The following is a 25105-nucleotide window of genomic DNA, read 5'->3' on the forward strand; positions in this document are numbered from 1 at the left end:
ATGCTACTGGAGACAGCTATCTCTTGTTACGATAAGCATTATTTTCTTCAGGAGCTAAGGATGAAGCATTACGCCGCGCTATTATTTGCCTCTGCACTGTTGACGGGGTGTGCGACTCAAGCCGTACCGCCGCAACAGGCTGAATTGCCGCCCCCAAGCCGTCTGATGCTTTATCAGAATATCCCGGATACGCCTTACGCCACGGTGGTGGTGGTGCGCGATAGCGGAATGCTGGCGGGCAGTTGCCGCACCGGCGTCTATGTGAATGGGGAGTTCGCCGCTTCACTGGCGTCGAAAGAGAAAGCAGAATTTCGCGTACCGCCAGGCAATATTACGGTCAGTATCGGGCAAGATATGATCGAGAATAACCTGTGTATTTGGCGTGAGACCGGCGGCAGTATACCGATGACGCTGCGCGCCGGTGAAAGCCGCTATCTGCGTATCGCCGGTGATCGGCAGCGTGGTTTCGTTTTGCAGGCGGGGCGACCTTAATCTGCCCTGGCAAGGGCGTTAACGCCCTTGCCACCATCCCCACAGCGTAATGAGTAGCCACGCTGCCGCAATCCAGCACAATACCGCCGCCCCCAGAGCCAACGACAGCCGCAAACTGTTGATCAGGAAATAAAGCGAGATCAAATACACCAGGTAGGGCAACACCGCCCACATGCCGAAAATCAGCGTAGTTTTCAGCGCCGCGATGGAACGCTCGTTGCCGACAATGTAATGCGCAATCAGGGCGAAAGTGGGAAAGAGCGGGACTAAACCGGCGATATAATAGTTGCGCGTTTTGGCCAACAGGCCGATCAGAACCACGACCAGCGCGCCGATCAGCGCTTTGACAAGGATGCCCATAACGGTCTCGGGTGTGGGGGAAAGTCAACACACTGCCCGAAAGCACGTGCAAGATCAATGGGGTGTGGTGTAGCGCGGTGAAAAGCAGACCCACAATAAGTGCGGGTCTGGGATGCAACGCTTACTGACGGTAAGCGTGCTTGATTTGCTGAATGCTGTTCTTGAAGATTTCCGCCTGGGTGGGATCTTCAATCTGAGCGATGAAACGTTCCATGTTGATGATAACTTTCCCGGCGTCGGCCTGGCCGATCGATTTCAAGATCAGCGTCAGCGTAGCTTTGAGGCAGGCAACCTCGGTCGCCAAGATTTCCGGGTTTGCAGACGTAGTGAAATCAACGTTGCTCATTTTCTCTCCTGATTTTTTGAGGCCGTAGCCTGATACAAGCTGCTTTGGCGCACCGCACGCGGGCTACTAAAAGGTTGCCCCGCGCGCGGCGGCGAATTTAACTGGGCGCGGAGTATAGCATAGCATGCGCCTGTCATCTGCACCGGGCTTGCTCAGGTCACGCGGGTGGGCAACGTTCGCTCATTGCTTGTCTGAATCATCTACTCGCGGCAAGTTATTTCGAGGTGGTTAACAAGTATTTGTCCGGCACGTTATTGTTGAACAATGGGGGTTATTATAATTATTTGGGGTGGGGGGCACCGATTTTACCGGCGTTTGCCGGGAATAATAGTTTCGACCGCGGGTTGCCAGACACAGGTTGGCAGCGGATTTTGTTACGCCTTTAAATATCAAATGATTACAAACAGCCAACGGTCGTGTTAATATTATTCATGTCGTGATTGCTTACACAGATTTCTCTCTCGTAGCATGATTATCGCGCTATCCTGTGTCTGGTACAGCGCCGCGGAATTATTTTCGGCGTCCGATCTTTTCCGTCGTGACGATTTATCGGCGGCATAGACGGCTAAAATTGAAAAATCAGCTCTGCTCCGCAAAGTTATTCGGAAGTATGTATTAATCTGTGTTCATTCTTGTCTGAAAAACAAGTAATATCTCTGGCGAAAACAGAGGCCGATTGCGTTACTCCCTTTTTTTGGAGATTTTTCCTTGATTAGCGTTCTTCTTGTTGATGACCACGAACTGGTGCGCGCAGGGATACGACGCATTCTTGAAGATATCAAAGGTATAAAAGTTGTCGGTGAGGCTCAGTGCGGTGAAGACGCCGTAAAATGGTGCCGTGGCAACGCTGTCGATATCGTGCTGATGGACATGAATATGCCGGGCATTGGCGGGCTGGAAGCCACGCGCAAGATTGTGCGTTATGCACCCGACGTCAAAGTCATCATGTTGACCATCCATACTGAAAATCCTTTGCCCGCGAAGGTGATGCAGGCGGGTGCCGCCGGTTACCTGAGCAAGGGCGCCGCGCCGCAGGAAGTGATTAATGCCTTGCGTTCCGTGCATGCGGGGCAGCGTTATATCGCGTCTGATATCGCCCAGCAGATGGCCCTGAGTCAGCTGGAACCGCAGGCCGAAACGCCGTTCAGCTGCCTGTCTGAACGCGAGTTACAGATCATGTTGATGATCACCAAAGGCAAAAAAGTGAATGAGATCTCGGAGCAACTGAGTCTCAGCCCGAAAACGGTGAACAGCTACCGTTACCGCATGTTCAGCAAACTGAATATCAGCGGCGACGTCGAATTGACTCACCTGGCCATCCGACATGGATTGTTCAATGCGGAGACATTGTTAAGCAGTGAATGACCGTTTTGATGCCAAAGCCTTCCTGAGTACCGTCACCAGCCAGCCCGGCGTCTACCGCATGTACGACGCCACGGGCACGGTGATCTACGTCGGTAAAGCCAAAGACCTGAAAAAGCGTCTCGCCAGCTATTTTAGGCAGCAGGTCAGCAGCCGTAAAACCGAGACACTGGTTAAAAATATCGCGCAAATAGACGTAACGGTTACCCACACCGAAACAGAAGCGCTGCTGTTGGAACATAACTACATTAAATTGTACCAACCGCGGTATAATGTTCTTTTGCGAGACGATAAATCTTACCCACTGATTTTTCTCAGTGCGGATACCCATCCCCGTTTGGCGGTACATCGCGGCGCCAAACACGCCAAGGGCGAATATTTCGGGCCTTTTCCCAACTCTTATGCCGTACGCGAAACGCTGGCGCTGCTGCAGAAGCTGTTCCCGATTCGTCAGTGCGAAAACAGCGTATATCGCAACCGTTCTCGTCCGTGCCTGCAGTATCAGATCGGCCGCTGTCTGGGGCCTTGTGTTGCCGGCCTGGTGAGCGAAGAAGAGTACCAGCAGCAGGTGGACTACGTGCGGCTGTTCCTTTCTGGTAAAGATCAGCAGGTATTGCACCAGCTGATTGCGCGTATGGAAGAAGCCAGCAAACTGCTCAATTTCGAAGAGGCGGCGCGCATTCGCGATCAAATTCAGGCCGTGCGTCGCGTCACCGAGCGGCAGTTTGTGTCGGGCGACAGCGACGATCTGGACGTGATCGGCGTAGCGTTCGATGCCGGTATGGCGTGCCTGCACGTGCTGTTCATCCGTCAGGGCAAGGTGCTGGGCAGCCGCAGCTATTTCCCTAAAGTACCGGGCGGCACGGATATGGGCGAAGTGGTGCAGACCTTTGTCGGCCAGTTCTATCTGCAGGGCAGCCAGGCGCGCACATTGCCCGGCGAGATCCTGCTGGATTTTAGCCTGCCGGAAAAAGACCTGCTCGCAGAATCGCTCTCCGGGTTGGCGGGGCGCAAGATCCAAATTCAAAGCAAACCGCGTGGCGACCGCGCCCGTTATCTGAAGCTGGCGCGCACCAACGCGGCAACGGCGTTGACCACCAAGCTTTCGCAACAGTCGACTATTCATCAGCGGCTGGCGGAATTGGCCAAAGTGCTGAACCTGACGGAAATCAACCGTATGGAGTGCTTCGATATCAGCCATACCATGGGCGAGCAGACCGTGGCTTCGTGCGTGGTGTTCGACGGTAACGGCCCGGTGCGCGCGGAGTATCGGCGCTACAATATCAGCGGCATCACTCCAGGCGATGACTACGCGGCGATGACGCAGGTGCTGAAGCGCCGTTACGGCAAGGCGCTGGAAGAGAAAAAGATCCCGGATGTCATTTTCATCGACGGCGGTAAAGGGCAGCTCGGCATGGCGATCGACGTATTCAAATCGTTGAACGTTACCTGGGACAAGAATAAGCCGCTGCTGATTGGCATCGCCAAAGGCGCCGATCGCAAGGCCGGGTTAGAAACGTTGTTCTTCGTGCCGGAAGGCGAGGGGATTTCGTTGCCGCCGGATTCGCCGGCGCTGCATGTGATCCAACACATCCGTGACGATTCACACAATCATGCGATTACCGGCCACCGGCAGAGAAGGGCGAAAGTCAGAAATACCAGCGCATTGGAGTTGATTGAAGGCGTAGGGCCGAAACGGCGCCAGGTGCTGTTGAAGTATATGGGCGGACTGCAACCTTTGTTGAACGCCAGCGTGGAGGAAATTGCAAAAGTGCCGGGTATTTCACAAGCATTGGCAGAAAAGATCTACAATGCATTGAAACACTGAGGGCAATGTAGCAACATACTCTTAATTTCCACTCTAGCCAGATAGTTACCGTAGCATTATGCAATTGAATATACCGACTTGGCTTACCCTGTTTCGCGTAGTTCTGATCCCATTCTTTGTGCTGGCGTTTTATCTGCCGTTCAACTGGGCTCCGATGGTTTGCGCCGTTATCTTTGTGTTCGCCGCCGTCACCGACTGGTTTGACGGTTTCCTGGCACGCCGCTGGAAACAAACGACGCGCTTCGGGGCGTTTTTGGATCCGGTTGCGGACAAAGTGATGGTGGCGGTGGCGCTGGTGTTGGTGGCGGAGCACTACCACAGCTGGTGGATCACGCTGCCGGCGGCCACCATGATCGCCCGTGAAATCATCATTTCGTCGCTGCGCGAGTGGATGGCGGAAATTGGCAAACGCAGCAGCGTGGCGGTGTCCTGGATCGGCAAAGTGAAAACCATGGCGCAGATGATGTCGCTGGTGGGCTTGCTGTGGCGCCCGGATCGCTCCGTAGAGTATGTGGCGATTGGCTTGCTGTATATCGCAGCGGTGCTGACTTTCTGGTCGATGTTCCAATATTTGAACGCGGCACGCAACGATCTGCTGGAACCGTGATCGATACGCTGCAAAAATCGGCAAACGATCGTGATGAGCCAACAATTTTATTGACTCATCACGTCAGGTAAGTAGAATGCATCGCATCAGACGACAACGATGAATTGCCAAAAGATAGCAAATAAATCAGTCAGTTCTGGTAATGCGGGAATAGCTCAGTTGGTAGAGCGCAACCTTGCCAAGGTTGAGGTCGCGAGTTCGAGCCTCGTTTCCCGCTCCAAACATTGGCCTGTTGGATCCCCGTGATTCGGCAGGTAAACGAAAAGGGGCTTCGGCCCCTTTTTCGTTTTCTAATCCTTTGCCGTCCGGCGAAACCTTTCTTCAACGTGATACATCGATTATTGCCTCTGTATATCCTGTCGTTTTCATACCGCAGGATGCATCCGTTGCATGGTGTAATCAGGCACATTTGATTGGATATTGTGCCGGTGCTCCCGTGCGGTGTACGGCCTGACATCAGTCTCTACCTCTGCAGTTCCGTTGGCTATTCAGGGCGGCGACGTTGGGTTGGGGGGAGTGATATCCCACTTTCGGAACGGTGCTCGGTTTTCTGCCGGTATGTTTGGTGGGAGCTATCGTCGAAATCGCTCTTCCTGGCATTCGCCGATTACGGTGGTTTCTGCTGTTATACGTGCGTGGTCAGCTAGCGGCGCGGAGATTGCGCGATGTCACCCATAATGATGTTTTGCACGGTACCCCATCATCATAAGCAAATGAAACCCGCAGAGGGCGCGGGTAAGTGATTCCTGCCAAGAAAAAAGATCCGATTCGCCCGTGAATCCCTGAGCCGATGCATATAAAATCAACATTCCGCTTGCCTTTCCGTTGGCATTGTGAACAGTGCGCCCACAAAATAAGCAGTTGAAAGCGTTAGAGAACTTTTTGCTATTTCGGGGGGTTGCCAAGGTGGGGGGTTTAGTCCATAATGCAGTCCATCGATTCGGCGGTAACGAAATAAATTACTTAAGAATCAGATGATTAAGATAAGCGATTTCAACATCGCGGATCAAAAGAACAAAACGAAGTGGGTGAATCACCGGCTTTGGCCTGAAAAGGCAAACAGAATAAAGGCGCGTTAACAAAGCGGTTATGTAGCGGATTGCAAATCCGTCCAGTCCGGTTCGACTCCGGAACGCGCCTCCAACTTTCCCGAGCCCGGGTGGTGAAATCGGTAGACACAAGGGATTTAAAATCCCTCGGCTTATGGCTGTGCGGGTTCAAGTCCCGCCCCGGGTACCAGGGAATAAAAATACCGAATAATCAAAGCAATAAGTAGTAATGTCGTAGACCGCCGAGAGGCGGTTTTTTTGTTTCCGCCCCACGCTTCATAATATCACTTCATAATACTTTCAGGCCTTCTACTGCTCTCCAACGGTAGGCACTACGGCAATCTTCCTCACATACTTCGCGGTCTGTTCCACATTCTTATGGCCGGTTATCGCCTGGCGGTCATACAGGTTTCCTTCAAGATCTGAAACACCTTTAGCCTTCAGGTCATGGAAGGTAAAATCGAACTCCAGTTCAGGGAATCGCTCTTTAGCCTCCTGCTTTGCTTTCATCCATCGGCTGTTAAATCCATCGCGGGTGTATTTTGCCCCTGATGGTTGGTGGATTACATAGATGCTGCTCATGCCCGGTTTTAATGGCAATGCTTTGGCAGCAGAGATAGCTGCCTCCAGGCGCTTTCCCCATGCCTTAATCTGAGCAACGCCAGTCTTGCTTTGCTGAATTAGGATCCCTTCTTCACCCAGTTGGCTCTTCCTCATGGTCAAAATGTCAGCCTGTCTAGAGCAACAAAGAAAGGCGATTTCCATAGCAATCTGAACTACCGCCGGCGCCACAGAGAAAATGGCGTTATATTCTGTGTCCGTGACATATCTGGTTCGCGTCTTTTCCTTAAATTGCTTAACGCCCTTGCATGGGTTCCCCTTCACAAGCCCCCGCTCATATCCCCATCTGAACACTCTGGAAGTAAAGGCCTTCTCTCTATTTGCTTGAGTGCGACTCTTCAATCCTCGCTTGTCCATGTATTTCCTGATGTGCTCAGGCTTGATTGCATCAGGGGCAAGCGCCCCGAACACAGCTAAGACCTTCAGAGAGTATTTTCGGTAGTCTTTCTGCGTTTCCAAAGCCAACTCCATGAAGTCGGCTGATTGGAAGAATTGTTGAACAAGAAATGAAAAATCATTTTTCTTCTGCTGATCGTTGATCAGTTCCTCATACGCTGCCCATACCTGTGCCGGCGTTGATTCGAAGCCACATAAACGAATTGTGCCGCCTAGTTTCGGCTTAAACTCATATGCGGATCTCCCCCGGCATGTGCGAGGGGGCATCCAATTGTCAGCAGGGTTACTGCGTTTTCTTCCCATTAATCTAAAGCCCCAAAATTAGGTTGAATGCCAGCCTCGGCCGGAGGTTGATTTCTCAGCGATACTGGGTAATTAAAGTGGCCCCATGTAGTGCTGGGGCGCCCATCTCTGCGAGTGATAAAGAAGATGCCGGCAGTTCTGAGTGCTTCACACTGCTTTGATGCACTTTTGTAACCGGTTATCCGTTCAATATCAGTATCAGAAATGATGTCGTTCTCTTTGTTATCCTGCATAAATCCTCCACACGGGTAGCCCGCCGCATACGGGCATTAACTCAATCGTGACATGTCACACTGTTAATTTTGTTTCGTGCCATCCCAGGGTAAGCCAGCACGATGCATCGCCTACGCACGGACATTCTTTTACCGGCAGTTTATCGCCGCATTTTTTACAAGATCGCTGCTGCTGGTGGCTCAGTTTCTGCTGATATTCAGCATGACATCGCCGGATAAGCAGGCCCACAACTTCGTTGAAGTCGTAAGGCTCGCGGCCAGGGCGCAGGCCTGTTAAAAGATCCTGCGCCATCTGTTCTTCTTCTGGCTCCAGTTGCAACTCACGAATAACGATCCCGCCTTTACGCTGGCGCGCTCGCTGGGCCGCTTTACGTTCTGCTGCTGTCTTAGCCATTACCACCCTCCGGCGCTGCTGCCAGCATTGCTGCGTAGATGTTGCCGAAGTTAACGCAGAAAGTTTCGTCGGCGTTGAAGGTTACGTCGTCGCAGTTCATGGCAGCGGCGATCATTTCTGGAGTTGGTACTGTTGGCACAAGCTTGAACCCATCCGGCGTTGCTGGTGCTGGCGGGGCGGTGAACAATTCACCTCTTTCCGTCTCTTCTCGATGATCTGCCTTCGCCCAAAATGCCAGGACTTTACGGCCTTCACCCTTGTAAGGTGCAAGCCATTGTCCATTAAGCTTTTCGAACGAAATGCTAATTGGAACTTGTCTTACTGCGTTACCGTCCAGAATATCTGGCGGCATACGCAGTAAAGCAGTGGTTTCCATCGCAGGATCGAGCGTCTTAAGTTGCCCTATCATTTGCCCGACCGTTTTTGGCGCTCCCCATTCCACCGGCTGCGCCTCTCGGTTAGCCGCCAGTGCATCGAGTTCATCAGCAAGGGCGTGTAACTCAAGCGCTATTTCTGGCTCTCCACTTTCAACCCAACGCGCTGCATCCTTGCGAAACACACCTGCGAAATCGTTCAGCTGCTCAGTCGTTAGTGTCATGCATCCCCCTTAACCTGCTGTAGAGTGAATTGCGGCCGGGAAATACAGGTCGCAGAAACCAGCATCCAACGCCCTGGCGCACTTGCAGAAATCAAGCCCGTGTCGGTCCATATAGTCATCAAGCTGCCGCTCTTTCCTACGGTCATAGACGTGTAACATAGGATCGCCGACGGTATAGAAGCCGAGGTTTTTCGACGGGCAGCGGTTCAGAACCTCTTGCAGCTCGTCAAGCCAGGCGCGCTCTTTCTTGTTCAGCTTTGCCATTTACTGTCCCTCACGTAATTTGCTGATGAGTTCCTCAAGCGCGGCCAGCTCTTTCTCGGTGAGCGTCTCGGCCCCAGCGTCAGTCAATGCGCACAGGTGTGAATAGAGCAGGCGGGCCTGATAATCAGTAAGTTTTAGCGTCACTGTTCATCCCCCTCTACGGTGAAGCCAGCGCGCTGAATCTGCTCTTTTACGCTTGTAGCGTGCATAACAGCCACAGCCGTTTCGCCAACGTTGATGAATCTGATATCAGGCAACCGCACCGGCGTAGCCAGCTTGGCTTCCATTCCGATAATTTTCTGGCGCTCGGCATCAAGCGCTGCCAGGTCTTTTTCTCTTTCTTCGATATTCTGCTTGGCAATCCGTCGCCATGAGGCTATTTGTTTGGCTGCCTCTTGGTGCCCGGATTCCAGTTCGGCGATGCGCTTATCCTTCGCTTTCAGCTCTGCCAGCAGGGCGGAGACGTACTCTTGCGAGTAGAGAGGCTCCGGGTTTTTTGGCTCATCGCTACGAAACCAACCGATACGCATTACTGACGAATCATGCTCATCGTAGTAAATCTGCGCCACCGGCTTGCTAAGTTCGCTCAGCTTATTGTCCATCTGCCAGCTCCTGTTTTGGCATTAACACTTGGCGCACACTTGGCTTGTAGTAGTGATGGAATGAGAATGTCAGGCCAAGCTTTGTTGGCCTTTCCTGCCCACCAAGCAACCCCAAGCGAGTGCAAATTGTTGTTGCTGTCCAGCCTGAGTGATAGCCAGCAGCGCGTTTCATGACTGTTTCAGCAAGAATTGTTCGGAAGTCCGTGCGCCCGAAGTTAGTCCCTTCAAATGCCTTGTTAATTAACTCATCAGTCAGGTGTGAATCATCGACGATGCTCATTGTGCTTTCTCCTGGGCCTCGGCAGCTTTAGTCCAGCAAAGTTGCGTTGCGTAGACGGATTTGACTCTTTTAACCTGTCCTAGCGCCTCTAGTTTCTTCAGTCGGCGCAGCACAAATGCTGTTTTCAACTCCCTGAACCCCTCGCTGCGCAATATGTTGGCAATGAAATAGGTCATGCTGTTGCTGCTACCCCATATCGTCATCGCTGCCAGAATTTCGTCGTCCGTTGGGTTGCTCTTACACTTAGCCATGCTCCACCTCCCTAGCGCTGTCACCGGGAGTGAACACAATGCCTGGCACCTTTCCAGCAACAATCGCGTCAAACAGAGCGCAGACCTCATCGAAATCACGGCCGCCATTTGGGAAGAATTCTTGCATTACGGAAACAGCTGCATCTTTTTGATTTGACATTTTATTTATCCTTCAAAAGTTGTATTTCTGCCTCGGCTGCTTTGAGAGCTTCGACAGATTCGGTTAACATTGAATCGATGCGCTCCATTCGTCGCTGAATGCGATCCTCTCTCGGCCTGCGGTTCCATGCGGCAATAAGCAGCGCCTCAGTGTTGCGAGTCATAGTGATTACAGTTCGATCGGCGCAGATGTGGCGCAACGTATACGAGTGAATTGCGTAGCGCATGCCAGTCCAGTTCTGGTTAGGCACGATGCATGTTTCACCTGCCGCGCAGAACGGGCACGGCTTCAGTTCATTTGCTGGCATCACGCACCTCCGGATAGCAGATGTCATCGAAGTAGTTTTCTGCCGCGCGCATGTTGAAATGTTCGAGGTTCATTTCTTTAACCTGCAATTTCACGCTAACAATGCCGGTGCATTTGTTTACGTAATCACGGTTTTCCTGGTCTTCAGCCATCCATTCCTGAAGCTCTTTCGTTCTGAGCTGTAAACAGCGCATTGCGCAATCCATATCGGCAAAGTGCTCAGCTTCAGTGATGCAGGTAACGACGTAATATGTGGTCACCTTTGGGCCATCTGCCCGACGCTTCTGCTCTCTTTCGATATCGTTTTTCAGGTCTACCAGCTGGTGGTCGTTAAGCTTTTCGATGTCGCGCTCTTTCATTTGGCCTCCTGCTTTGCCGCGTTGTACTCGCTACCGAGTATTTCTACCGCGCCAGCATCAGCCTTTGGCTTTGCGCCTGTCTCGATGTAGATCGTATCGTCGTGGCGGAACATGGCGAAACCAGTCATAAACAGGATCCCCCAATCAAGCCCGATAGCAGGGTAGAAAGCCGATACATCAACTGATTTCTTAGGGCGGCCGCTGTTCCAAAGCGCCATTAGTGCTTTGTGCGACGCTGACATGCCACGCGGAGCTTTAGCTTTAGGCCAACTGCAGTAACCGTTGTTGTTGGTGGGTTGAGTCCATAGAGACTCGGAAACATACGTAGTGCCGTGAAAACGAATGCCGTGGAAGGACGTGCTGGTAACGTCATTTTTAAAGACTGGGCGAGCACCGAACAATTCAGCGAACGCTACGCCTTGCCTGCGAAGTTCTGCATCTGCCTGGTGCATTGCATCCCAAGCCGCGAGTGCTTCCGGTGTACTGATTTTATAGAAGCTCATTTGGCCTCCCGCAGCTCGTCAGCTTTAAGTTCCGCGACAGTAGCGCTGATAAGCTGGCAGTCACACAGATGCTTGAGGGCTCGCGCGGTAGCCTCATCACGGATAGCTGCAAGTGCTGCGTCAGTGGCTGAATTGGTGATTACATAAACGCTATCTTCACCTGGCTCATGCCCGCAGTGGTATCCGTGCAGAGCCGGCTGGTAAGTCTCTCGGGCAAACAGCCCAAGTTTTTCACCTAGCTCCTGAATATCGCCGCCACACCACGAACCGCCTTTACCTGCGATATTGAAACCCTCAGTCAGAAATGCGGTGAGTCGTTCGTTACGCACAGCCAGCGCATCGGCTCGTTTCTGCTGCGCATCGCGCTCAGCCTCTACGGCGCTCACTACTTGCTGGTGGGCATCAAACCGAACAAGCTCGCCGTGCTCCGCTTCACGGGCGAAAGCCTCAAAACGAACTGCGTGCATTTTATAGTCAGGGGTAAACCGCTTGATGGTTGTCATTCGTCTTCTCCCAGCACCCAGCGGAGCGCGTGAGCGTAATCACCGCTCGCACCTTCCAGGGCTTTCGTTATTTCTTTTCGTGACTTCAGGCGGGGTTTGGCATCGCCGATCACCTGGCGCTGCCGGCGTGCCTTTTCGTGGCCTTTGGTGCCGGCGGTTGCCGCTTCAACCTCTTTCACTTTTTCGCGCTGTTCGTCGGGTGTGAGGTTCGCCAGCTGGCGCGCCTGGCTGACAGTGACGGTGCCTGATTCGACCGCATCTTTAACGGCCTGAGTGGCATCGAGTAGGGCGAGTGTGGCGCGGATCGTCTGCACACCAACGCCAAACATCAGTGACAAATCTTCTTCATCGTGGCCGCGTTCCAACGCATCGGCCATCTTCTTGGCACGCCCAAGCGGGGTATCGGCACGCCGAATTTCGTTGGCACTGATCATTGCTTGGGCCATGCGAATAGCAGAGCCGCGTTTTGTTACGGCAGGAACGAACAGCAGATCCTTACCTGCAGCTGCCAATCGCTTGTTAGCTTCTACGGTGTGTCGAACACGCTGGCGGCCATCTACCACGCAGGACAGGCCGGTTTCAGGGTCTTTCCAAACTATGATTGGCTCCAGGACGCCCTGATCCATGATGTTCAAGATCATCGACTCATCCAGCGGCAAGTGAATGCGCTCATCGTAGAGCGGGTGTGCTGTGTCGGTTACCAGATGCAGCCGTTCGGGCTCAAAATTGAGTACGTTGGTTTTTCCGCTGGCCCCGTAGGCTTCGGTAGAGTTCTTGGCCATTTAATTACCCCACACTGATTTTCGGCAAAGCGAATCCCTGCCAGAAACTGGCAATCTTCCGCAGATAGAAAATCGGTTTTTAAGAAGGGAGCCCAGACGCCCGCATAGCGCTGGCTCCCGGTTAATTACTCACACATCAGGTGGCGCACCGATACGGGTATTTATACTGTGTAGATATAAATGAGGAACCGACACAGTACGCCACCAGATATGTGAAAAAGTAGCGGCCAGCCTATGAATATTATCTTCACCCCTTGTTGGTTGAAGTTCGGCGTGGCCGCCAAAGACTACACACAGCAATCGCATTTTTGCCGGATATCTGCGCTCGCTTTCGCTGCAGTGCCGCCGGCCCGGCGCATTTGGTGTGGTGGCTGGTAAACAACGCCCCGAAGTTTCCAGCCTTGAACCACAATCAAAAAGAGCGGTACTCACCGTTTCTGACAACCTTCTCCGGGATTCAGCCAACCGTTGCCATGGTGTTTGATGTTTTTCTCTACCCGCGCTCTTTGATTGTGGTGCTGACCTTCCAGCCAACATGGTGGGGATAGCAAGCTAACCGCTGACGTACCCACTCGGCGGATTCGTCATTTCGGATGCCGCCGCATAACCCCGAATGGCACTCTTCATTTTTAGGCTGACTGATGCGTTAACCGGGCGCCAACCGGAACTGAGTGATGCTTTACGCTGCCTTTCCCTCACTGCGTCGCCGTGGGAACCCGACCTGTAACACCGCCGTCGCGTGGCTGGCCTTCTAGACCATTAGCCGCTTATCTGTTACATAATCCATTCCTCCAGTTGTCGGCCTGTTCACGTTGCTGGGTCAGGCTCCCGGCTCTCATGTTCCCTCTGAAGCCGTCATAGCCGAAGCTGATAGCAGCAGGGGAGAAAAGACGCTTCACATTGGGCTGCTCACTCATGGTTCAAGATCCTTCACCGCTCCCAGAATTTAGGGAATCGGCTGAGTGAGCATTCCGATGTGCGCCGGTTACCCGGCGACAACCACAAAACAGAACAGCCAGAAAACAGCACAACCAACAACGCAATAAACCAAAGACCGCCATCCTCGCTTACTCATCGAACGACCCTCTGCTGTAAGCCTGGTTCAGCGAATCATCCCGATCTTCGTGTGCCTCGGGCGGCTACTTCGTGGGCGTCCTGCCTGTTCGCTGCTGATGAATCAAATGTAGGATATCTGACATTTTAAGTCAATATCAAATTGTAGGGAATCTGACATTTAGATTTGGGTGAATGTTGGGCTGGTGGAATCAAGGGGAACGCAGTAGGGGGGGAGGCAGGGAGAGGGCATAAAAAAACCGACTGTACAGTCGGTTTTTGAGTATAGCTATGGGGTTGGATTTCCAGACATTACCCCGTAAATTTTATAAAGCGCAAACGCTAATGCAGGTAAGCCAAGCGCCCATTTGATAATTTCAAGTTTTACATCACTAAGCTTACCTTCGAGTTTTGCTTCTTGTATGGACAGAGCCGCATCAATTTTCTTGGAATGAGACTCTAAAGCAGTTTCGATACGCACTGATTGAAGATCAAGCCTACTGTTAATACTTGCATGTTGTGACGAAACAAGGCTTTTGATCTCCTTTAAGTCGGAGGACATAAGCTCACGCCATTTGGCCATGTCAGCTTGCATACTGGATGCAACAGCATCCACTTCAGCTTTGTTGGCCTTAAGCAGCGCTTGAATCTCGTTTCTGCTCAAATCAGACATGTCATTTTCCACGCTTGGTTTACTATCCATAGCTTCTGGATCCTCACTTGGTGAATCTAATCGTATGTTTAGATTACCTTCCGAAGTCCTAGGCAGTATCTCACGCTCAGTTTGCTCAGTGATGACAATACTATTGGGTTGTTTTGAATTATACTGTTTTACAGCATTTGTGCCAGTTTTCACAAATGTCATAAAGCTATTATGTGGTAAACCGTCAACTTTTATAGTGTAGGGTGTGGACTCTCCAGGCATCTCATAAGAAATGTTCATGGTTCCACATGACATGCTGTGTGATTTATCCATGATGTAAGATTATTTTTGTTTTTGTTGTTCTAGCTGTAGGAGGAGAGAGTCAATAGCTTCTCTTAGGCCTTTCAACTGTACTAGCGGCATTGTTACTGTACAAGAGTGAACTAGTTCGTTTGTTGAGCCAATTTGTAACGTTTTTTCCTTCACGATATGCTCGTCTTCATTGTGGCTGTCTGATTCATTACCTTCATTAATGATTGCTGGGACCGCCCTAGTGCTAATGAAGTGCACATCAACTGTTGTCTCATTGGTTGTAGCTACAGGTGCAAAACCAACGAAGTCGGCTCTGTATTCGGCATAATTTTCTATTTTCTTAATTTTACTTAATTTAACTGACATCCTTTTCTCCTTGCTAAGATGTTTTGATTATAACTTCATGAAATTAAATAAAAAACTAACGTAAAGTTAAGTGGAGTATAGATTATAGTGAAGTGTCGTTAACTCCATCACTGTCTACATACCTCGAGGCTTTGAGTATGCCTGCAACGTATTCAACTTTTTGAATACTATCATAGTTCATAGTAACTGGCCTGTGATCCTGGTTGATACTTGTGAACTGGTACTCCCCTTCACGAGTGTAGTTGAGCACCTTGATCATGTTGTGCCCATCTTTGGTGCGTACAAACACTTCATCGCCAGGATGTACTGAGGTACCTGGTTCGATGAGAACGAACTCACCAGACTGAATGCGTGGCCACATGCTATCGCCCCGAACGCGAAGCCCGTATGCATTCGGATCATCGCTATAAATCTTCAGCCATCCACCACGGTACTCGACCATGTCGATCATGCCATCAACCCCTAAAACGGCATCACCAACAACAGGGACAAGCCCTGGTCGAACCTTGCCTACATATGTGATGTTTTCGTCAATATCGCCACCTTCAAGAAGCCAGTTTGGATTGCAGCTTAGGGCAGCGGCTAGAGCCTGGAGGTTCTCACCACCAGGTTTATAGTCGCCTGACTCCCAGCCAGTGACGGTGACACGATTGACCCCTATGCGCTTGGCTAAGGTGTCCTGAGTTAGCTTTAACTCTTTGCGTCTTGATCGAATTCGGTCATTCATTTCCATGTAGGCAATCCTACCATTTAGCAATGTAGGATTCCTTGACTCTTTAATGTAAGATATCCTACTATCCAAGTGTTCCATTCCCTTACCAAAGAGTGAGCCATGAAAAAAGATGATGTTATTTCGTACTTCGATGGGGTGGGCAAAACAGCCAAGGCATTAGGGCTGTCGCATGCCTCCGTATCGGGTTGGGGGGAGATTATTCCCAAAGGTCGAGCATTCGAGATCCAGGTTATTACTGGTGGTGAACTGAAAGTTGATCTCTCTCTTTACAAAAAGTCTACCTCGCCAGCGGCTTAACCAAAACCACAGAAGCGGAGAAACCTTGTGGACAACAAAGACTTTCTGACCCAGGACGACATTAGCGAAGCGATACACAAGCTGATCACGTTGTTCCCAGGTAAATACAGCGCGATGGCTCAGCAGCTGGACCCGGTTTCTGGTACCGAAAACGCATTGCGCAACCGCGTTCGCCAGGTGTCTGGTCAAGTCGTTCCGCTGGGGATGGCAGCTGAAATGGAAGCAATCTCAGGCCGCAGCGATATCACCGAGGCGATGTGTAAACGTGCTGGTGGTGTTTTCGTAAAGCTACCGGAGATTGAACAGGTGGATAACGAAGAGTTGCTGGTGAAGTTCAACGAACTGATGTCGGCGCTGGGACTGTTTGCCAAGGCACATAACGAATTTACGGCTGATGGGGTATTGGACAGAGACGAGAGCAAAAAACTGAAAGCGAAGGGTTACCGGATCCAATCGCTGGTGGCTGAGATTTACGCGGTGACAGTGATGATGTTTGGAGAGGGTGACGCCCAGGATATGCGGTCCCGGGCGTCGAGTGCATCAATTAAACGTGTGGAGTAATTAACGCATGAACAGATTAGCAGATAGTCGGCTGCGTGGGCAATTTCGGTGTGTGGCTTCAAGCTGTGCCAAACCGCCCCTGCCGTTGCGTTATGTGATGAGAATACCTGGCGGCTGGATGCCTGTCACCCACAGAGCGTTGCAGGAAGTTGTGGATCGTTTCAAGTATTTGGCACTGCCGGCGCCATGGGAGCGCCCATGAGTTTGATCTTACCTTCGCGCCCTCTGGTTGTTCTGCCAGAGTTAGCTGCGCGCATTGGTTTGAATCAAGCTATTGCGCTACAGCAAATACATTATTGGCTTGCTGACACGGCATCAGGCGTTGAATACAACGGTAGGCGCTGGGTTTACAACACGATGGAAGAATGGGCCAAACAATTCCCATTCTGGTCTCTATCTACCGTTAAGCGGACATTCTCCGATCTGGAACGACAGGGGTGTATTTACGTCGAGCAGCTCAGCGAGGACAAGCGGGATATGACCAATTTCTACGCGATTAACTATCAACATCCAGCTTTGAGCAGTGACGGTTTATTCGATAGCTCCATTGGCTCAAATTGCACCATTCCATCAGTTCAAATTGAACCAATGCATAAGGTCAGCGTGAAACGTTGCAAAGGTTCAAAGAGAGCCGCTCCCATCGGGTCAAATTGCACCAATGTTCATACAGAGATTACTACAGAGAGTACATCAAATATAAAACCCTCTAGTCAGGTCGCTGCGCAACCAGACGCTCCCTCTGATGAGGTGTTTTTATCCCGGCACCCAGAAGCTGTCGTTTTCAGTGCCAAGAAAAAAATCTGGGGAAGTGCTGAAGACCTGAAGTGCGCAGAGTGGATCCGTTCTCGCATTGTGAAGCTGTACGAGCAAGCTGCCGAAAGCGATGGGGAGGTAGCCCGACCGAAGGAACCTAACTGGGCAGACTGGGCAAACGAAATCCGCCTGATGTGTTCTCAGGACGGCCGCACGCACAAGCAGATCTGCGAACTGTTCGCGAAAGCAAACCGGGATCCATTCTGGTGCAAGAACATCCTGAGCCCGTCGAAGCTGCGTGAGAAGTGGGACGACCTGACGCTGAAGCTTAGCGTTAGCCCTGCATCACCGGCCGGCGGCCATTGGAACACTGCTGAAGCATGGGAGAACACCCTATGAATAAATTCATGAGTGCTGTCCAAAATCGCGATGGTAACGCACTGGCGCGGATGATGCCCGCAGAACCGCAGGCGCGAGTGGTCAATGGAAACGCTGAAAAACTGGTTGATCTGTTGTTCGTCAACCTCATGCAAGTCTTTCCCGCCGCTAAGCAAACAGCGCTGAGCACGCCAGCAGAAGTCTCAGCCGCAAAACGCCAGTGGATCCTGGCATTCGCGGAGAATGGGATCACCTCCGTTGAGCAACTGCAGGCCGGCATGCGCATGGCGCGTCAGCAAGAAAGCGACTTCTGGCCGAGCTGTGGAAAGTTCATTGGCTGGTGTAAGGCTGGCGCCGCTGAGAATGCGGGCCTGCCATCTGTTGATGACGTTGAAGCGGAGTTCAAGCGCTACAGCGCGAATCGCGGTCAGCATGCCCGGCCTGAAGATTTCAATTGGTCGGCGCCGGTCATGTACTGGATTGTGATCGACGTTCGTCATCTGATGCTTCAGCACAACTACACCGAAAGCGAGATCCGCAAATCAATTCAGCAGCACCTCAACAGATGGGCTAAACGGCTGGCCAAGGGCGAAAGAGTGCCAACCCCCGCACCACAAATCGCCCACAAGCAACACATTCTGGCGCCGTCAGAGCTAATCGACAAAGACGGCAAATTTCAGCGTAAAGGTGAAGAGCTGCTGGCACGCATCCGCTCGAAGCGAGAGGGGAAACCATCATGAAGTGCGTATCTGGAATTGAGGTTATGCCCCTGCTGGTAATTGCTCATCGCGTGTGGCGCTGGTGGATGCTCAGAGAAGCACGCCGTATATGGCAAGAACGCGGTGATTTTCGAAAGTATGCCCAGCGTCAGGGCTGGTTAATTGAATGGCAACGCCAGCGGTTCAGCACTGATTATTGCGTAGTGCGCTATCTGGTTCGTAAGGCAGAGGGGAGTTTTGCATGAAGTCAGATTATCTTGGCGTCAGCCATACGCCACCAGAGCATAAAGACCGGTGGCAAACACCGATCGAGATATTCAGCGCGCTTGATGTTGAGTTTGGGTTTTACCTGGATGCTGCAGCAGACAAAAACAACGCACTGTGCGCTCGTTACCTGACAGAGCAGGATAACGCGTTGGCAGTCGATTGGGAGAGCTACGGCGCCATCTGGTGCAATCCGCCATATAGCGCGATTAAGCCTTGGGTTGAAAAAGCCACGCAACAATGCCGTGTGCAGAATCAGCCGATCGTCATGCTGATACCTGCGGACACCTCGGTAAGCTGGTTCGCATTGGCGCTGAAGTCGGTTGATGAAGTCAGGTTGATCACCGATGGCCGCATATCGTTCATTAACGCCGGCACGGGTAAGCAAGTGAACGGCAATAACAAGGGAAGCATGCTGTTGATCTGGCGCCCATTCATCAAACCACGTTGCCAATTCACGACTGTAAGCCGCGATGAGCTAATCAGTATTGGCGCCGAGACATTGCGCGAGGTGGCTGCATGAAATTGACGTTGCCATTCCCACCAAGCGTCAACGGCTATTGGCGCTCGCCAAACAAGGGATCGTCACGTGGGCGCACTTTGGTCAGTGAACGAGGTAGAGCTTTCCAGGCTGAGGCTATCGCGCAGGTAATCGAGCAACTGCGCCGCCGGCCGAAGCCGAACAGCGCCAATATCTCGGTTCATGTTGTATTTTGCCCACCGAACAGAGCACGCCGTGATCTGGATAACTACTTCAAGGCATTGTTCGATGCGATGACGCAGGCAGGCGTATGGCTGGATGATAGCCAGATTAAGCGCATCGAGGCGGAGTGGGGACCGGTCACGAAGGGTGGAAAGGTTGAGTTGAAGATCAGCGAGGTGATGCCATGCGCTGCCTGTTGAAACCTATCATCATCAGCGAGCTCGGCCAGGTGATATTGAAACCAGGAGCTGATCTGATGTCGTTGTTTAGTGATCGGGTCATGGTGACCAGAGTGCCGCCTGAGTTTCGCAAGATGCCATCTGGTGCACTGCCGACAGTAGAACAGCAATTGGCAACTGATCCACGTTTCCGTTCGTTCTTCACGCATGAGCGAGTATTGGGGGCTGCTGGTGGCCCCGCCGCTATGCGCGATTGGTTAGGCCGTGGTTTTGAATGCCAGTGTGCCAGCGCAGACGGGTATCACGACAAGAACATCAGCGTGATGGAATACGGCGACCACAGCATCAGGATGTGTTGGCACCACCAGCACAAATACCGTGAGCAGACGAGCCCAATGCTGAATAAGCTGGCAGAGCAGAACGTGGCTGATTTTGTCGTTTACCGCGCCCGCGCGCACTTCATGTTTGACGAATCCCACCAGCTGACGTTGCCTGAGCTTTGCTGGTGGGCTTGGGTCAAAGAGGTTATCGATCTGATCCCTGAAGAGGTGGCCGCTGCATCACTGCGTGTGGCGCCGTACAGCGTACCTGCAGGGGTTAAGAAAGAATCAGATATCGAGCATACGCCGGCGGCAAAGCAAATCGTTGCCGAGAAAGCCAAAAAAGCGGCCAAAACGTTAGTTATCGATCCTGCGCCACCAAAGGCGTTATTCAAGATTCCAAAGCGTGAGCGCTGGACCAGTGAGAAGTTTACTCGCTGGGTCAAGTCTCAGCCGTGCGCATGCTGCGGAGCACCCTCGGACGACCCCCATCACATCATTGGCCACGGACAGGGTGGCATGGGAACCAAGGCGCACGATTTTTTTACTCTTCCACTATGTCGAAAACATCACGATGAATTGCATCGTGACATGTCACGGTGGGAGGAAGAGCACGGTACTCAGATCGAACTGTGGTTCAGATTCATCGACCACTCGTTATCGATCGGCGCCATTTCATAAGTGTGGAGTAATAGGCGAGCTGGCATGCGGGCCAGACGCCTGGAGAAAAAGCATGAGAGATATTCAGGCAGTGTTAGAGCGTTGGGGTGGTTGGGCATCTGGTGATAACAGCGGGGTGGATTACTCACCTATAGCTGCAGGTTTCAAGGGGTTATTGCCACAGACAGGGAAATCACGGCTGTCGTGTTGCGATGATGACGGACTGGTCATTGAAGGATGCATGGCTCAGTTGAAACGCCGGCGCCCGGATGAATATCAGTTGGTGGTCCTGCACTACATCTTCAACATGCAAAAGCGCGCTATAGCCAGGGCATTTAAAAAGGACGAGAAGCTGATCAGGATAGGGTTGCAGATGGGGGAAAACTTCATAGAAGGGTGCTTGTCGATGTTGGATATCCGTTTGGAGATGGACCCGGAAACAGAACGTGAAAATATTTATGATAAAACGCTAACGCGGTCCGCAAATTGTGTTTTAGTCTGATAAGAGTGGTTACGCAGTGACGTAGCTTATCAACTTTCAAAACCTCGCTTCGGCGGGGTTTTCTTGTTTTCAGCCCCAGCCAACATACGACACACACCTGGCACACCCCGTATCGCCAAATCGTTTACGGCTGGTGGCTGAACCCTATTAGCCGTGGCATAGACTGCGGTTTTTTTATGCCCTCGGTATGGAGAGGACAATTACAGCAATGAGGAGTAACGATGTCCGATCCATTAACTGCGACTGGCACCACTGCGCTGGTGTCGGCCACGATTGCGGCGCCTGCAGTTGGCATTGATTACGGGGTTATCTTTGGCGCGTTCATCGGTGCGATGTTCTACGTCACCCAGGCCAAAGACATTCCGCGAATCAGACAGGCTTTCTCGTTCGTTGTCTCATTTGGAACTGGTGTGCTCGGTGCGAGTGTTGCCGGCGCCAAGCTTTCAGCATGGCTGAATTACAACGATACCCCGCTAGAGCCGTTAGGTGCGCTGATCATCTCTGCCGTCGCGGTCAAACTGCTTACCTTCGTCAGTGAGAAGATGGAGGATCCGACATCGCTGTTTTCCAGATTCCGGGGAGGCGCGAATGGCAAGTAACGATATCTCTGTGATGTGGTTAAACCTCATTCACACAGTAACGACCAGTGATCCACTTGTGGTGCTGAATGTGTTGCTTTGCTCGGCGATTGTCTGCCGCCTTGCTTGCTTCAGAAAAACAGGTTACCGGCACCGAGCATGGATAGCCTGGCTGGCATGGTTGGTTATCTGCGCCTATTCATGGATCCCGTTTCGCTTCATTGCTCAGCAGTACCAGGAAACACACTGGGGCGTAATCGCGGCGAATCTCATCATCTGCATCGCGCTGTACCGGGTTAAGGGGAACATCGCGAAACTGCTACACCCCTTGAGGCCACAATGACACAAAACGAATTTCAACGGGCGGCTGGTATTAGCGCCGGGTTAGCTGCGCGCTGGTATCCGCATCTGATCGCCACCTTTGCTGAGTTCTCAATCGAGAAGCCAGCGGCACAGGCAATGTTTATTGCTCAGGTAGGGCATGAATCAGCTGGCTTTACTCGCACGGTAGAGAGCCTGAACTACACGCCACAGGGATTGCTTTCAACCTTTGGGAAACGCATCACTCCCTATCAGGCTGACATGCTTGGACGTACAACGGCACACCTGGCAAACCAGGCGGCGATTGCAAACCTGGTATACGCCGATCGCCTGGGCAATAAATCACGCGGTGATGGATGGAAATATCGTGGGCGTGGGCTGATTCAGGTTACCGGCCAGGACAACTACCGAGCGTGCGGTATTGCGCTGAAACTCGACCTGGTTGGCAATCCTCAATTGCTGGAAAGCGACGGTAACGCGATGCGTTCTGCCGGCTGGTTCTGGAAATCACGCGATTGTGGCCGCAATGCTAACGATATCGAATGGGTAACCCAACGTATCAATGGTGGCATCAACGGATTATCTGATCGCCAGGCACGGTACGACATGGCGCGTAAGGTGCTGCTATGAACCGAGCGACCGCGATAATTGCAGGTGTGCTGTTGGTGGTCGTAATGGTCGCCTGCTGGATAGCCAGCTATTACCAGGGAAAGTCGGAGGGGCTGGAGGGCACGGTCAAGCAACTGCAGAGCGATAACAACCTACAGACGGCGACGATCGCCACTCAGGCGCTTCACTTTCAGCGCGTCAACGAAATCAGCAACGCGGCGAATCAGTACGGCATCAACACCGATGCGGCCACCCAGGGGAAAGAAATTGAATACCGGACGATCCTCAAGAATCAGCCGACGTGCGATCTTGCTGTTCCTGCTGCTATTGCTGGTGGGTTGCTCGACTACACGCACCGTCTACGTTCCCGCGCAATGTCAGCCGATACCGGCGACGCTGACGCAACCGGTGCTGGCGCCACTGCCTCCGGCACCCTGACATACTGTCAGGCGGTGCTATGGATTGATCCTCTGCTGGCGGCGCTGGACAAAGCGAACAACCAACTGCTGGCGATACGCCTGCTTGAAAAAGAAAGGAAAGCTCCGTGAAGAAATTTCTGATTAAGGCACTCATAGCCTCAACCTCGTATGTAGTTCTGGCGCTTCTGGCTTACGGTTCACTTGCTGGCATAACGTCGTTGGTTGGAGTGGCCGCCGCCGTATATTGGGTAATCATTGTCCTTGGCTTGCTCGTCGGCGTATTGATATCTATTTTCAGCTACGTGATACCTGGCGAAAAGGACGAGCAAAAGAAACAAAAACTGATAACAATTGTTCAAGAAGCAGTGAAGAAGAGAAACCCAATACTTCGCGGTATTAGTTGGATTTTTTTTATCGCTATCACCTTACTGCTGGCTTACTCCGGATGGGTGTTTACTGCGGTGAGCTATGCGCTGTCTGCGTTAATTGTAAAGTTTTTGCTCTCTATAGCCCGAGACAACGTGAAGGAAGTCACGTCGTAATTAGCACTACAGGTGGTCTTTGCGAGGGCCATCGATAATGCCCTTGTTATTATCAGAACAAACCCCATTTACAGATAGTTACCCGCAAACGTTGTGGGTTTAGCAAATGGAGATTGATATGTTAGACGGCTATTTTGATCTGGATGGCGACACCGGCGTTAAGGTTGCTAAAAATCGTAAGCGTTTATTGGCTGTTCAAGCCGCTTTGGAAATTGCTAAGAATTCCGTTGGCAATGCGCATCAAGCTGTGTACTCCAGAGCTGACGATGACTTAAGCAATGTTGCAAAAGAGGTTGCTAACTTAGCTGATGCAATCCAAGCAGCACTTGAAGAAGACGATGAAGAGTAATAGCTATATCAAGTGATTCTAAATTAAGCCCGCTATTTTGCGGGTTTTTTTTGGGGAGTGAGGATGGCTGGTTTAAAAGAGCTGTCGGCTCAACTCCAGAGCGTACGTAAGCAAATCCCGTTTGCTACGGCGCAGGCACTGACAAGCGTCGCCAGAAAGATAGAGGCAGCGGAGAAAACCGCGTTTAAGCGGCATCTGGAGAACCCCACGCCGTTTACGGTCAACTCGGTTAAATCGTTCGGCGCCCGGAAAAGTAACCTGAAGGCCAAGGTGTTCGTGATGGACACTGCCGCGAGCTATCTGGAGCCATTCGAATTCGGCGGCCAGCATAAGCTGAATAGCCAAGCGCTGCTGAACCCCAAGAACATCAAGCTGAACAAATACGGCAACCTGACGCGCAATAAGATGGCGCAGCTGAAGGCTAAGGATGACGTGTTCATTGGTGAAATCGACGGCACCAACGGCGTCTGGCAGCGGCGTAAAGCCAAGAAAGGGAAGAAGGGCAAAAAACGGCGCAAACGCTCTGCGAACGGTACACGTCAGCCACGCATGAAGATGCCGGCGCCGAAGTTGTTGATCCAGTTCGGTGATGCTCTGCCAGTGAAACCGACGCTGGGCTATTTCGACCGTGCGCAGGCTATGGCCAACGCCTTGATGCCGACTGAGCTGAGCAGGGCTATGGCAGAGGTGATGCGAACAGCAAGATGATAAGGGAGGACCATCATGGGCATGAGGGCACCAACCCCGCCACCTTATAAGCCGGGTGATGTAGTTGTGCGACCAGCACCACCTCCTCCGCCGAAGGCATTCGCAGCAAGCCTTCCGACACCAAGCCAAGAGCAGACCACGGCACATTATCACTGTCATGATCTAATTCTTCCCGGCGACGTGGCGACCTACGTGGTGAGGTTCAAAAAAATTTGAACCGCGCACCTCCCTGGGGGCTCCAGAAAAAAATGGGTCCTTCCTGGCACTTTTTTATCTCACGGGCATTGCGCGCCGCGTTCTGCGTCTAGCTATCAACTTTTGAAATTTGGGTAACAGGTAACACCTGAGGTAACAGATGAACCAGTCAGATTTTGCCAAACTTCACAGCGTTAGCCGAAAGACGGTAACGGCCTGGAAGGCCCGCGGCTGGCTGGTTCTGGCCGGAGACGACATTGACGTTGAAGCGTCGAATGCGAACATCGAGCGCTTCCGAAAAACTGTTACCCGACCAGAGAAAAAACCGGCAGGTAACAAGCA

At 51.9% G+C, this 25105-nt stretch carries 40 protein-coding genes, 3 tRNA genes and 1 pseudogene; 24 read left to right on the forward strand and 20 right to left on the reverse strand.

The genetic code is table 11. The features are described 5' to 3' along the window. The first annotated feature begins 60 nt into the window (after nucleotides 1-60). Nucleotides 61-492: a hypothetical protein gene (locus tag C9411_RS19895; protein ID WP_063989491.1), complete on the forward strand. Its 432-nt coding sequence runs from the start codon at nucleotides 61-63 to the stop codon at nucleotides 490-492. Between the two features lie 18 nt (nucleotides 493-510). On the opposite strand, the gene C9411_RS19900 is transcribed toward C9411_RS19895, so the two are convergent. Beyond that, entirely contained in the window at nucleotides 511-852 is a 342-nt protein-coding gene (locus tag C9411_RS19900; RefSeq protein ID WP_038875376.1) for a GlpM family protein, read from the reverse strand. 121 nt (nucleotides 853-973) lie between these two features. Then, entirely contained in the window at nucleotides 974-1198 is a 225-nt protein-coding gene (locus C9411_RS19905) for a DUF2594 family protein (protein WP_004927950.1), read from the reverse strand. Nucleotides 1199-1906: 708 nt separating this feature from the next. On the opposite strand from C9411_RS19905, the gene uvrY reads away from it, so the two are divergent. From uvrY to C9411_RS19935, 6 genes are all read left to right on the forward strand, one after another. Continuing rightward, nucleotides 1907-2563, forward strand: a complete 657-nt coding sequence (gene uvrY / locus C9411_RS19910; RefSeq protein WP_004927947.1) for a UvrY/SirA/GacA family response regulator transcription factor — start codon at nucleotides 1907-1909, stop codon at nucleotides 2561-2563. Next, nucleotides 2556-4388, forward strand: coding sequence for an excinuclease ABC subunit UvrC (uvrC, locus tag C9411_RS19915; RefSeq protein ID WP_063989492.1), 1833 nt, complete (start codon nucleotides 2556-2558; stop codon nucleotides 4386-4388). Before uvrY ends, uvrC begins: the two co-directional genes overlap by 8 nt. A 58-nt stretch (nucleotides 4389-4446) precedes the next feature. Continuing rightward, the gene (gene pgsA, locus C9411_RS19920; protein ID WP_004927937.1) at nucleotides 4447-4995 is read left to right on the forward strand and encodes a CDP-diacylglycerol--glycerol-3-phosphate 3-phosphatidyltransferase; all 549 of its coding nucleotides are present in this window, start codon (nucleotides 4447-4449) and stop codon (nucleotides 4993-4995) included. A gap of 144 nt (nucleotides 4996-5139) precedes the next feature. Beyond that, a tRNA-Gly gene (locus C9411_RS19925) sits at nucleotides 5140-5215 on the forward strand. Nucleotides 5216-6064: 849 nt separating this feature from the next. After that, nucleotides 6065-6138 (forward strand) — tRNA-Cys (locus C9411_RS19930). Between the two features lie 10 nt (nucleotides 6139-6148). Continuing rightward, a tRNA-Leu gene (locus tag C9411_RS19935) sits at nucleotides 6149-6234 on the forward strand. A 119-nt stretch (nucleotides 6235-6353) separates the two neighbouring features. Here the strand turns inward: C9411_RS19935 and C9411_RS19940 are convergent. From C9411_RS19940 to C9411_RS20020, 18 genes are all read right to left on the reverse strand, one after another. After that, nucleotides 6354-7364, reverse strand: coding sequence for a tyrosine-type recombinase/integrase (locus tag C9411_RS19940; RefSeq protein ID WP_107227757.1), 1011 nt, complete (start codon nucleotides 7362-7364; stop codon nucleotides 6354-6356). After that, on the reverse strand, nucleotides 7364-7597 hold the full coding sequence (locus C9411_RS19945) for a DUF4224 domain-containing protein (RefSeq protein ID WP_107227758.1): 234 nt from the start codon (nucleotides 7595-7597) through the stop codon (nucleotides 7364-7366). The genes C9411_RS19940 and C9411_RS19945 overlap by 1 nt, the downstream gene beginning before the upstream one ends. 55 nt (nucleotides 7598-7652) lie before the next feature. Further along, nucleotides 7653-7991, reverse strand: a complete 339-nt coding sequence (locus C9411_RS19950; RefSeq protein ID WP_107227759.1) for a hypothetical protein — start codon at nucleotides 7989-7991, stop codon at nucleotides 7653-7655. Next, nucleotides 7984-8589: a hypothetical protein gene (locus C9411_RS19955; protein ID WP_107227760.1), complete on the reverse strand. Its 606-nt coding sequence runs from the start codon at nucleotides 8587-8589 to the stop codon at nucleotides 7984-7986. The genes C9411_RS19950 and C9411_RS19955 overlap by 8 nt, the downstream gene beginning before the upstream one ends. A gap of 9 nt (nucleotides 8590-8598) precedes the next feature. Further along, a complete protein-coding gene (locus C9411_RS19960; RefSeq protein ID WP_107227761.1) occupies nucleotides 8599-8853 on the reverse strand; it encodes a hypothetical protein in 255 nt (84 codons plus the stop codon). Next, a complete protein-coding gene (locus C9411_RS25870) occupies nucleotides 8854-8997 on the reverse strand; it encodes a hypothetical protein (RefSeq protein ID WP_199200141.1) in 144 nt (47 codons plus the stop codon). Beyond that, the gene (locus tag C9411_RS25875; protein ID WP_199200142.1) at nucleotides 8994-9455 is read right to left on the reverse strand and encodes a hypothetical protein; all 462 of its coding nucleotides are present in this window, start codon (nucleotides 9453-9455) and stop codon (nucleotides 8994-8996) included. Before C9411_RS25875 ends, C9411_RS25870 begins: the two co-directional genes overlap by 4 nt. Further along, nucleotides 9445-9735, reverse strand: a complete 291-nt coding sequence (locus C9411_RS19970; RefSeq protein ID WP_233221931.1) for a hypothetical protein — start codon at nucleotides 9733-9735, stop codon at nucleotides 9445-9447. Before C9411_RS19970 ends, C9411_RS25875 begins: the two co-directional genes overlap by 11 nt. Further along, entirely contained in the window at nucleotides 9732-9986 is a 255-nt protein-coding gene (locus C9411_RS19975) for a hypothetical protein (protein ID WP_107227762.1), read from the reverse strand. Before C9411_RS19975 ends, C9411_RS19970 begins: the two co-directional genes overlap by 4 nt. Further along, entirely contained in the window at nucleotides 9979-10146 is a 168-nt protein-coding gene (locus C9411_RS25755; RefSeq protein WP_158263885.1) for a hypothetical protein, read from the reverse strand. Before C9411_RS25755 ends, C9411_RS19975 begins: the two co-directional genes overlap by 8 nt. Nucleotide 10147: 1 nt before the next feature. Beyond that, on the reverse strand, nucleotides 10148-10453 hold the full coding sequence (locus C9411_RS19980) for a hypothetical protein (protein WP_107227763.1): 306 nt from the start codon (nucleotides 10451-10453) through the stop codon (nucleotides 10148-10150). After that, a complete protein-coding gene (locus C9411_RS19985; protein ID WP_107227764.1) occupies nucleotides 10440-10811 on the reverse strand; it encodes a DUF5448 family protein in 372 nt (123 codons plus the stop codon). Before C9411_RS19985 ends, C9411_RS19980 begins: the two co-directional genes overlap by 14 nt. Next, entirely contained in the window at nucleotides 10808-11314 is a 507-nt protein-coding gene (locus C9411_RS19990; protein ID WP_107227765.1) for a hypothetical protein, read from the reverse strand. Before C9411_RS19990 ends, C9411_RS19985 begins: the two co-directional genes overlap by 4 nt. Then, nucleotides 11311-11817 (reverse strand): hypothetical protein, encoded by a 507-nt coding sequence (locus tag C9411_RS19995; RefSeq protein ID WP_107227766.1) that lies wholly within the window; start codon nucleotides 11815-11817, stop codon nucleotides 11311-11313. Before C9411_RS19995 ends, C9411_RS19990 begins: the two co-directional genes overlap by 4 nt. Beyond that, nucleotides 11814-12599 (reverse strand): hypothetical protein, encoded by a 786-nt coding sequence (locus C9411_RS20000; protein ID WP_107227767.1) that lies wholly within the window; start codon nucleotides 12597-12599, stop codon nucleotides 11814-11816. The genes C9411_RS19995 and C9411_RS20000 overlap by 4 nt, the downstream gene beginning before the upstream one ends. Nucleotides 12600-13941: 1342 nt before the next feature. Next, nucleotides 13942-14595, reverse strand: coding sequence for a DUF1640 domain-containing protein (locus tag C9411_RS26075; protein WP_233221932.1), 654 nt, complete (start codon nucleotides 14593-14595; stop codon nucleotides 13942-13944). 42 nt (nucleotides 14596-14637) lie between these two features. Further along, nucleotides 14638-14973 (reverse strand): hypothetical protein, encoded by a 336-nt coding sequence (locus C9411_RS20015; protein ID WP_107227769.1) that lies wholly within the window; start codon nucleotides 14971-14973, stop codon nucleotides 14638-14640. An 82-nt stretch (nucleotides 14974-15055) separates the two neighbouring features. Continuing rightward, nucleotides 15056-15706: a S24 family peptidase gene (locus C9411_RS20020; protein WP_107227788.1), complete on the reverse strand. Its 651-nt coding sequence runs from the start codon at nucleotides 15704-15706 to the stop codon at nucleotides 15056-15058. Nucleotides 15707-15805: 99 nt separating this feature from the next. Here C9411_RS20020 and C9411_RS20025 point away from each other — a divergent pair, with 99 nt between their 5' ends. The 17 genes and pseudogenes from C9411_RS20025 to C9411_RS26085 form a co-directional block, all read left to right on the forward strand. After that, nucleotides 15806-16003 (forward strand): Cro/CI family transcriptional regulator, encoded by a 198-nt coding sequence (locus tag C9411_RS20025; RefSeq protein WP_107227770.1) that lies wholly within the window; start codon nucleotides 15806-15808, stop codon nucleotides 16001-16003. Nucleotides 16004-16030: 27 nt separating this feature from the next. Next, nucleotides 16031-16564, forward strand: coding sequence for a YmfL family putative regulatory protein (locus C9411_RS20030; protein WP_107227771.1), 534 nt, complete (start codon nucleotides 16031-16033; stop codon nucleotides 16562-16564). 198 nt (nucleotides 16565-16762) lie between these two features. Then, on the forward strand, nucleotides 16763-17716 hold the full coding sequence (locus C9411_RS26080; protein ID WP_107227772.1) for a hypothetical protein: 954 nt from the start codon (nucleotides 16763-16765) through the stop codon (nucleotides 17714-17716). Beyond that, nucleotides 17713-18435 carry a replication protein P gene (locus tag C9411_RS20040; protein ID WP_107227773.1) on the forward strand — a complete coding sequence of 241 codons (723 nt, stop codon included), beginning with the start codon at nucleotides 17713-17715 and terminating at the stop codon, nucleotides 18433-18435. Before C9411_RS26080 ends, C9411_RS20040 begins: the two co-directional genes overlap by 4 nt. Next, nucleotides 18432-18659 (forward strand): hypothetical protein, encoded by a 228-nt coding sequence (locus C9411_RS25640; RefSeq protein ID WP_158263886.1) that lies wholly within the window; start codon nucleotides 18432-18434, stop codon nucleotides 18657-18659. The genes C9411_RS20040 and C9411_RS25640 overlap by 4 nt, the downstream gene beginning before the upstream one ends. Next, nucleotides 18656-19201: a phage N-6-adenine-methyltransferase gene (locus C9411_RS20045; RefSeq protein WP_107227774.1), complete on the forward strand. Its 546-nt coding sequence runs from the start codon at nucleotides 18656-18658 to the stop codon at nucleotides 19199-19201. The genes C9411_RS25640 and C9411_RS20045 overlap by 4 nt, the downstream gene beginning before the upstream one ends. After that, nucleotides 19198-19581: a RusA family crossover junction endodeoxyribonuclease gene (locus C9411_RS20050; protein ID WP_107227775.1), complete on the forward strand. Its 384-nt coding sequence runs from the start codon at nucleotides 19198-19200 to the stop codon at nucleotides 19579-19581. Before C9411_RS20045 ends, C9411_RS20050 begins: the two co-directional genes overlap by 4 nt. Beyond that, nucleotides 19566-20561 (forward strand): DUF968 domain-containing protein, encoded by a 996-nt coding sequence (locus C9411_RS20055; RefSeq protein WP_107227776.1) that lies wholly within the window; start codon nucleotides 19566-19568, stop codon nucleotides 20559-20561. Before C9411_RS20050 ends, C9411_RS20055 begins: the two co-directional genes overlap by 16 nt. A 52-nt stretch (nucleotides 20562-20613) precedes the next feature. Then, nucleotides 20614-21042 carry an antiterminator Q family protein gene (locus C9411_RS20060; RefSeq protein WP_107227777.1) on the forward strand — a complete coding sequence of 143 codons (429 nt, stop codon included), beginning with the start codon at nucleotides 20614-20616 and terminating at the stop codon, nucleotides 21040-21042. Nucleotides 21043-21263: 221 nt separating this feature from the next. Beyond that, nucleotides 21264-21641, forward strand: a complete 378-nt coding sequence (locus C9411_RS20065; protein WP_049202652.1) for a putative holin — start codon at nucleotides 21264-21266, stop codon at nucleotides 21639-21641. Beyond that, the gene (locus tag C9411_RS20070) at nucleotides 21631-21963 is read left to right on the forward strand and encodes a phage holin family protein (RefSeq protein WP_230116436.1); all 333 of its coding nucleotides are present in this window, start codon (nucleotides 21631-21633) and stop codon (nucleotides 21961-21963) included. The genes C9411_RS20065 and C9411_RS20070 overlap by 11 nt, the downstream gene beginning before the upstream one ends. Then, nucleotides 21960-22571 (forward strand): glycoside hydrolase family 19 protein, encoded by a 612-nt coding sequence (locus C9411_RS20075; RefSeq protein WP_107227778.1) that lies wholly within the window; start codon nucleotides 21960-21962, stop codon nucleotides 22569-22571. Before C9411_RS20070 ends, C9411_RS20075 begins: the two co-directional genes overlap by 4 nt. Then, complete coding sequence (locus tag C9411_RS20080; protein WP_107227779.1) at nucleotides 22568-23098, forward strand: hypothetical protein; 531 nt, start codon at nucleotides 22568-22570, stop codon at nucleotides 23096-23098. The genes C9411_RS20075 and C9411_RS20080 overlap by 4 nt, the downstream gene beginning before the upstream one ends. Further along, entirely contained in the window at nucleotides 23095-23511 is a 417-nt protein-coding gene (locus tag C9411_RS20085; RefSeq protein ID WP_107227780.1) for a hypothetical protein, read from the forward strand. Before C9411_RS20080 ends, C9411_RS20085 begins: the two co-directional genes overlap by 4 nt. Before the next feature lie 118 nt (nucleotides 23512-23629). Beyond that, nucleotides 23630-23860 carry a hypothetical protein gene (locus C9411_RS20090; RefSeq protein WP_107227781.1) on the forward strand — a complete coding sequence of 77 codons (231 nt, stop codon included), beginning with the start codon at nucleotides 23630-23632 and terminating at the stop codon, nucleotides 23858-23860. A gap of 63 nt (nucleotides 23861-23923) precedes the next feature. Then, nucleotides 23924-24568: a hypothetical protein gene (locus C9411_RS20095; RefSeq protein ID WP_107227782.1), complete on the forward strand. Its 645-nt coding sequence runs from the start codon at nucleotides 23924-23926 to the stop codon at nucleotides 24566-24568. A 355-nt stretch (nucleotides 24569-24923) separates the two neighbouring features. After that, nucleotides 24924-25105 (forward strand): annotated as a pseudogene (locus tag C9411_RS26085) (RNA polymerase subunit sigma-70); the annotation flags it as partial.

This window comes from Serratia sp. Nf2 (assembly GCF_003028435.1).
GTDB classification, from domain to species: Bacteria; Pseudomonadota; Gammaproteobacteria; order Enterobacterales; family Enterobacteriaceae; genus Serratia; species Serratia marcescens_L.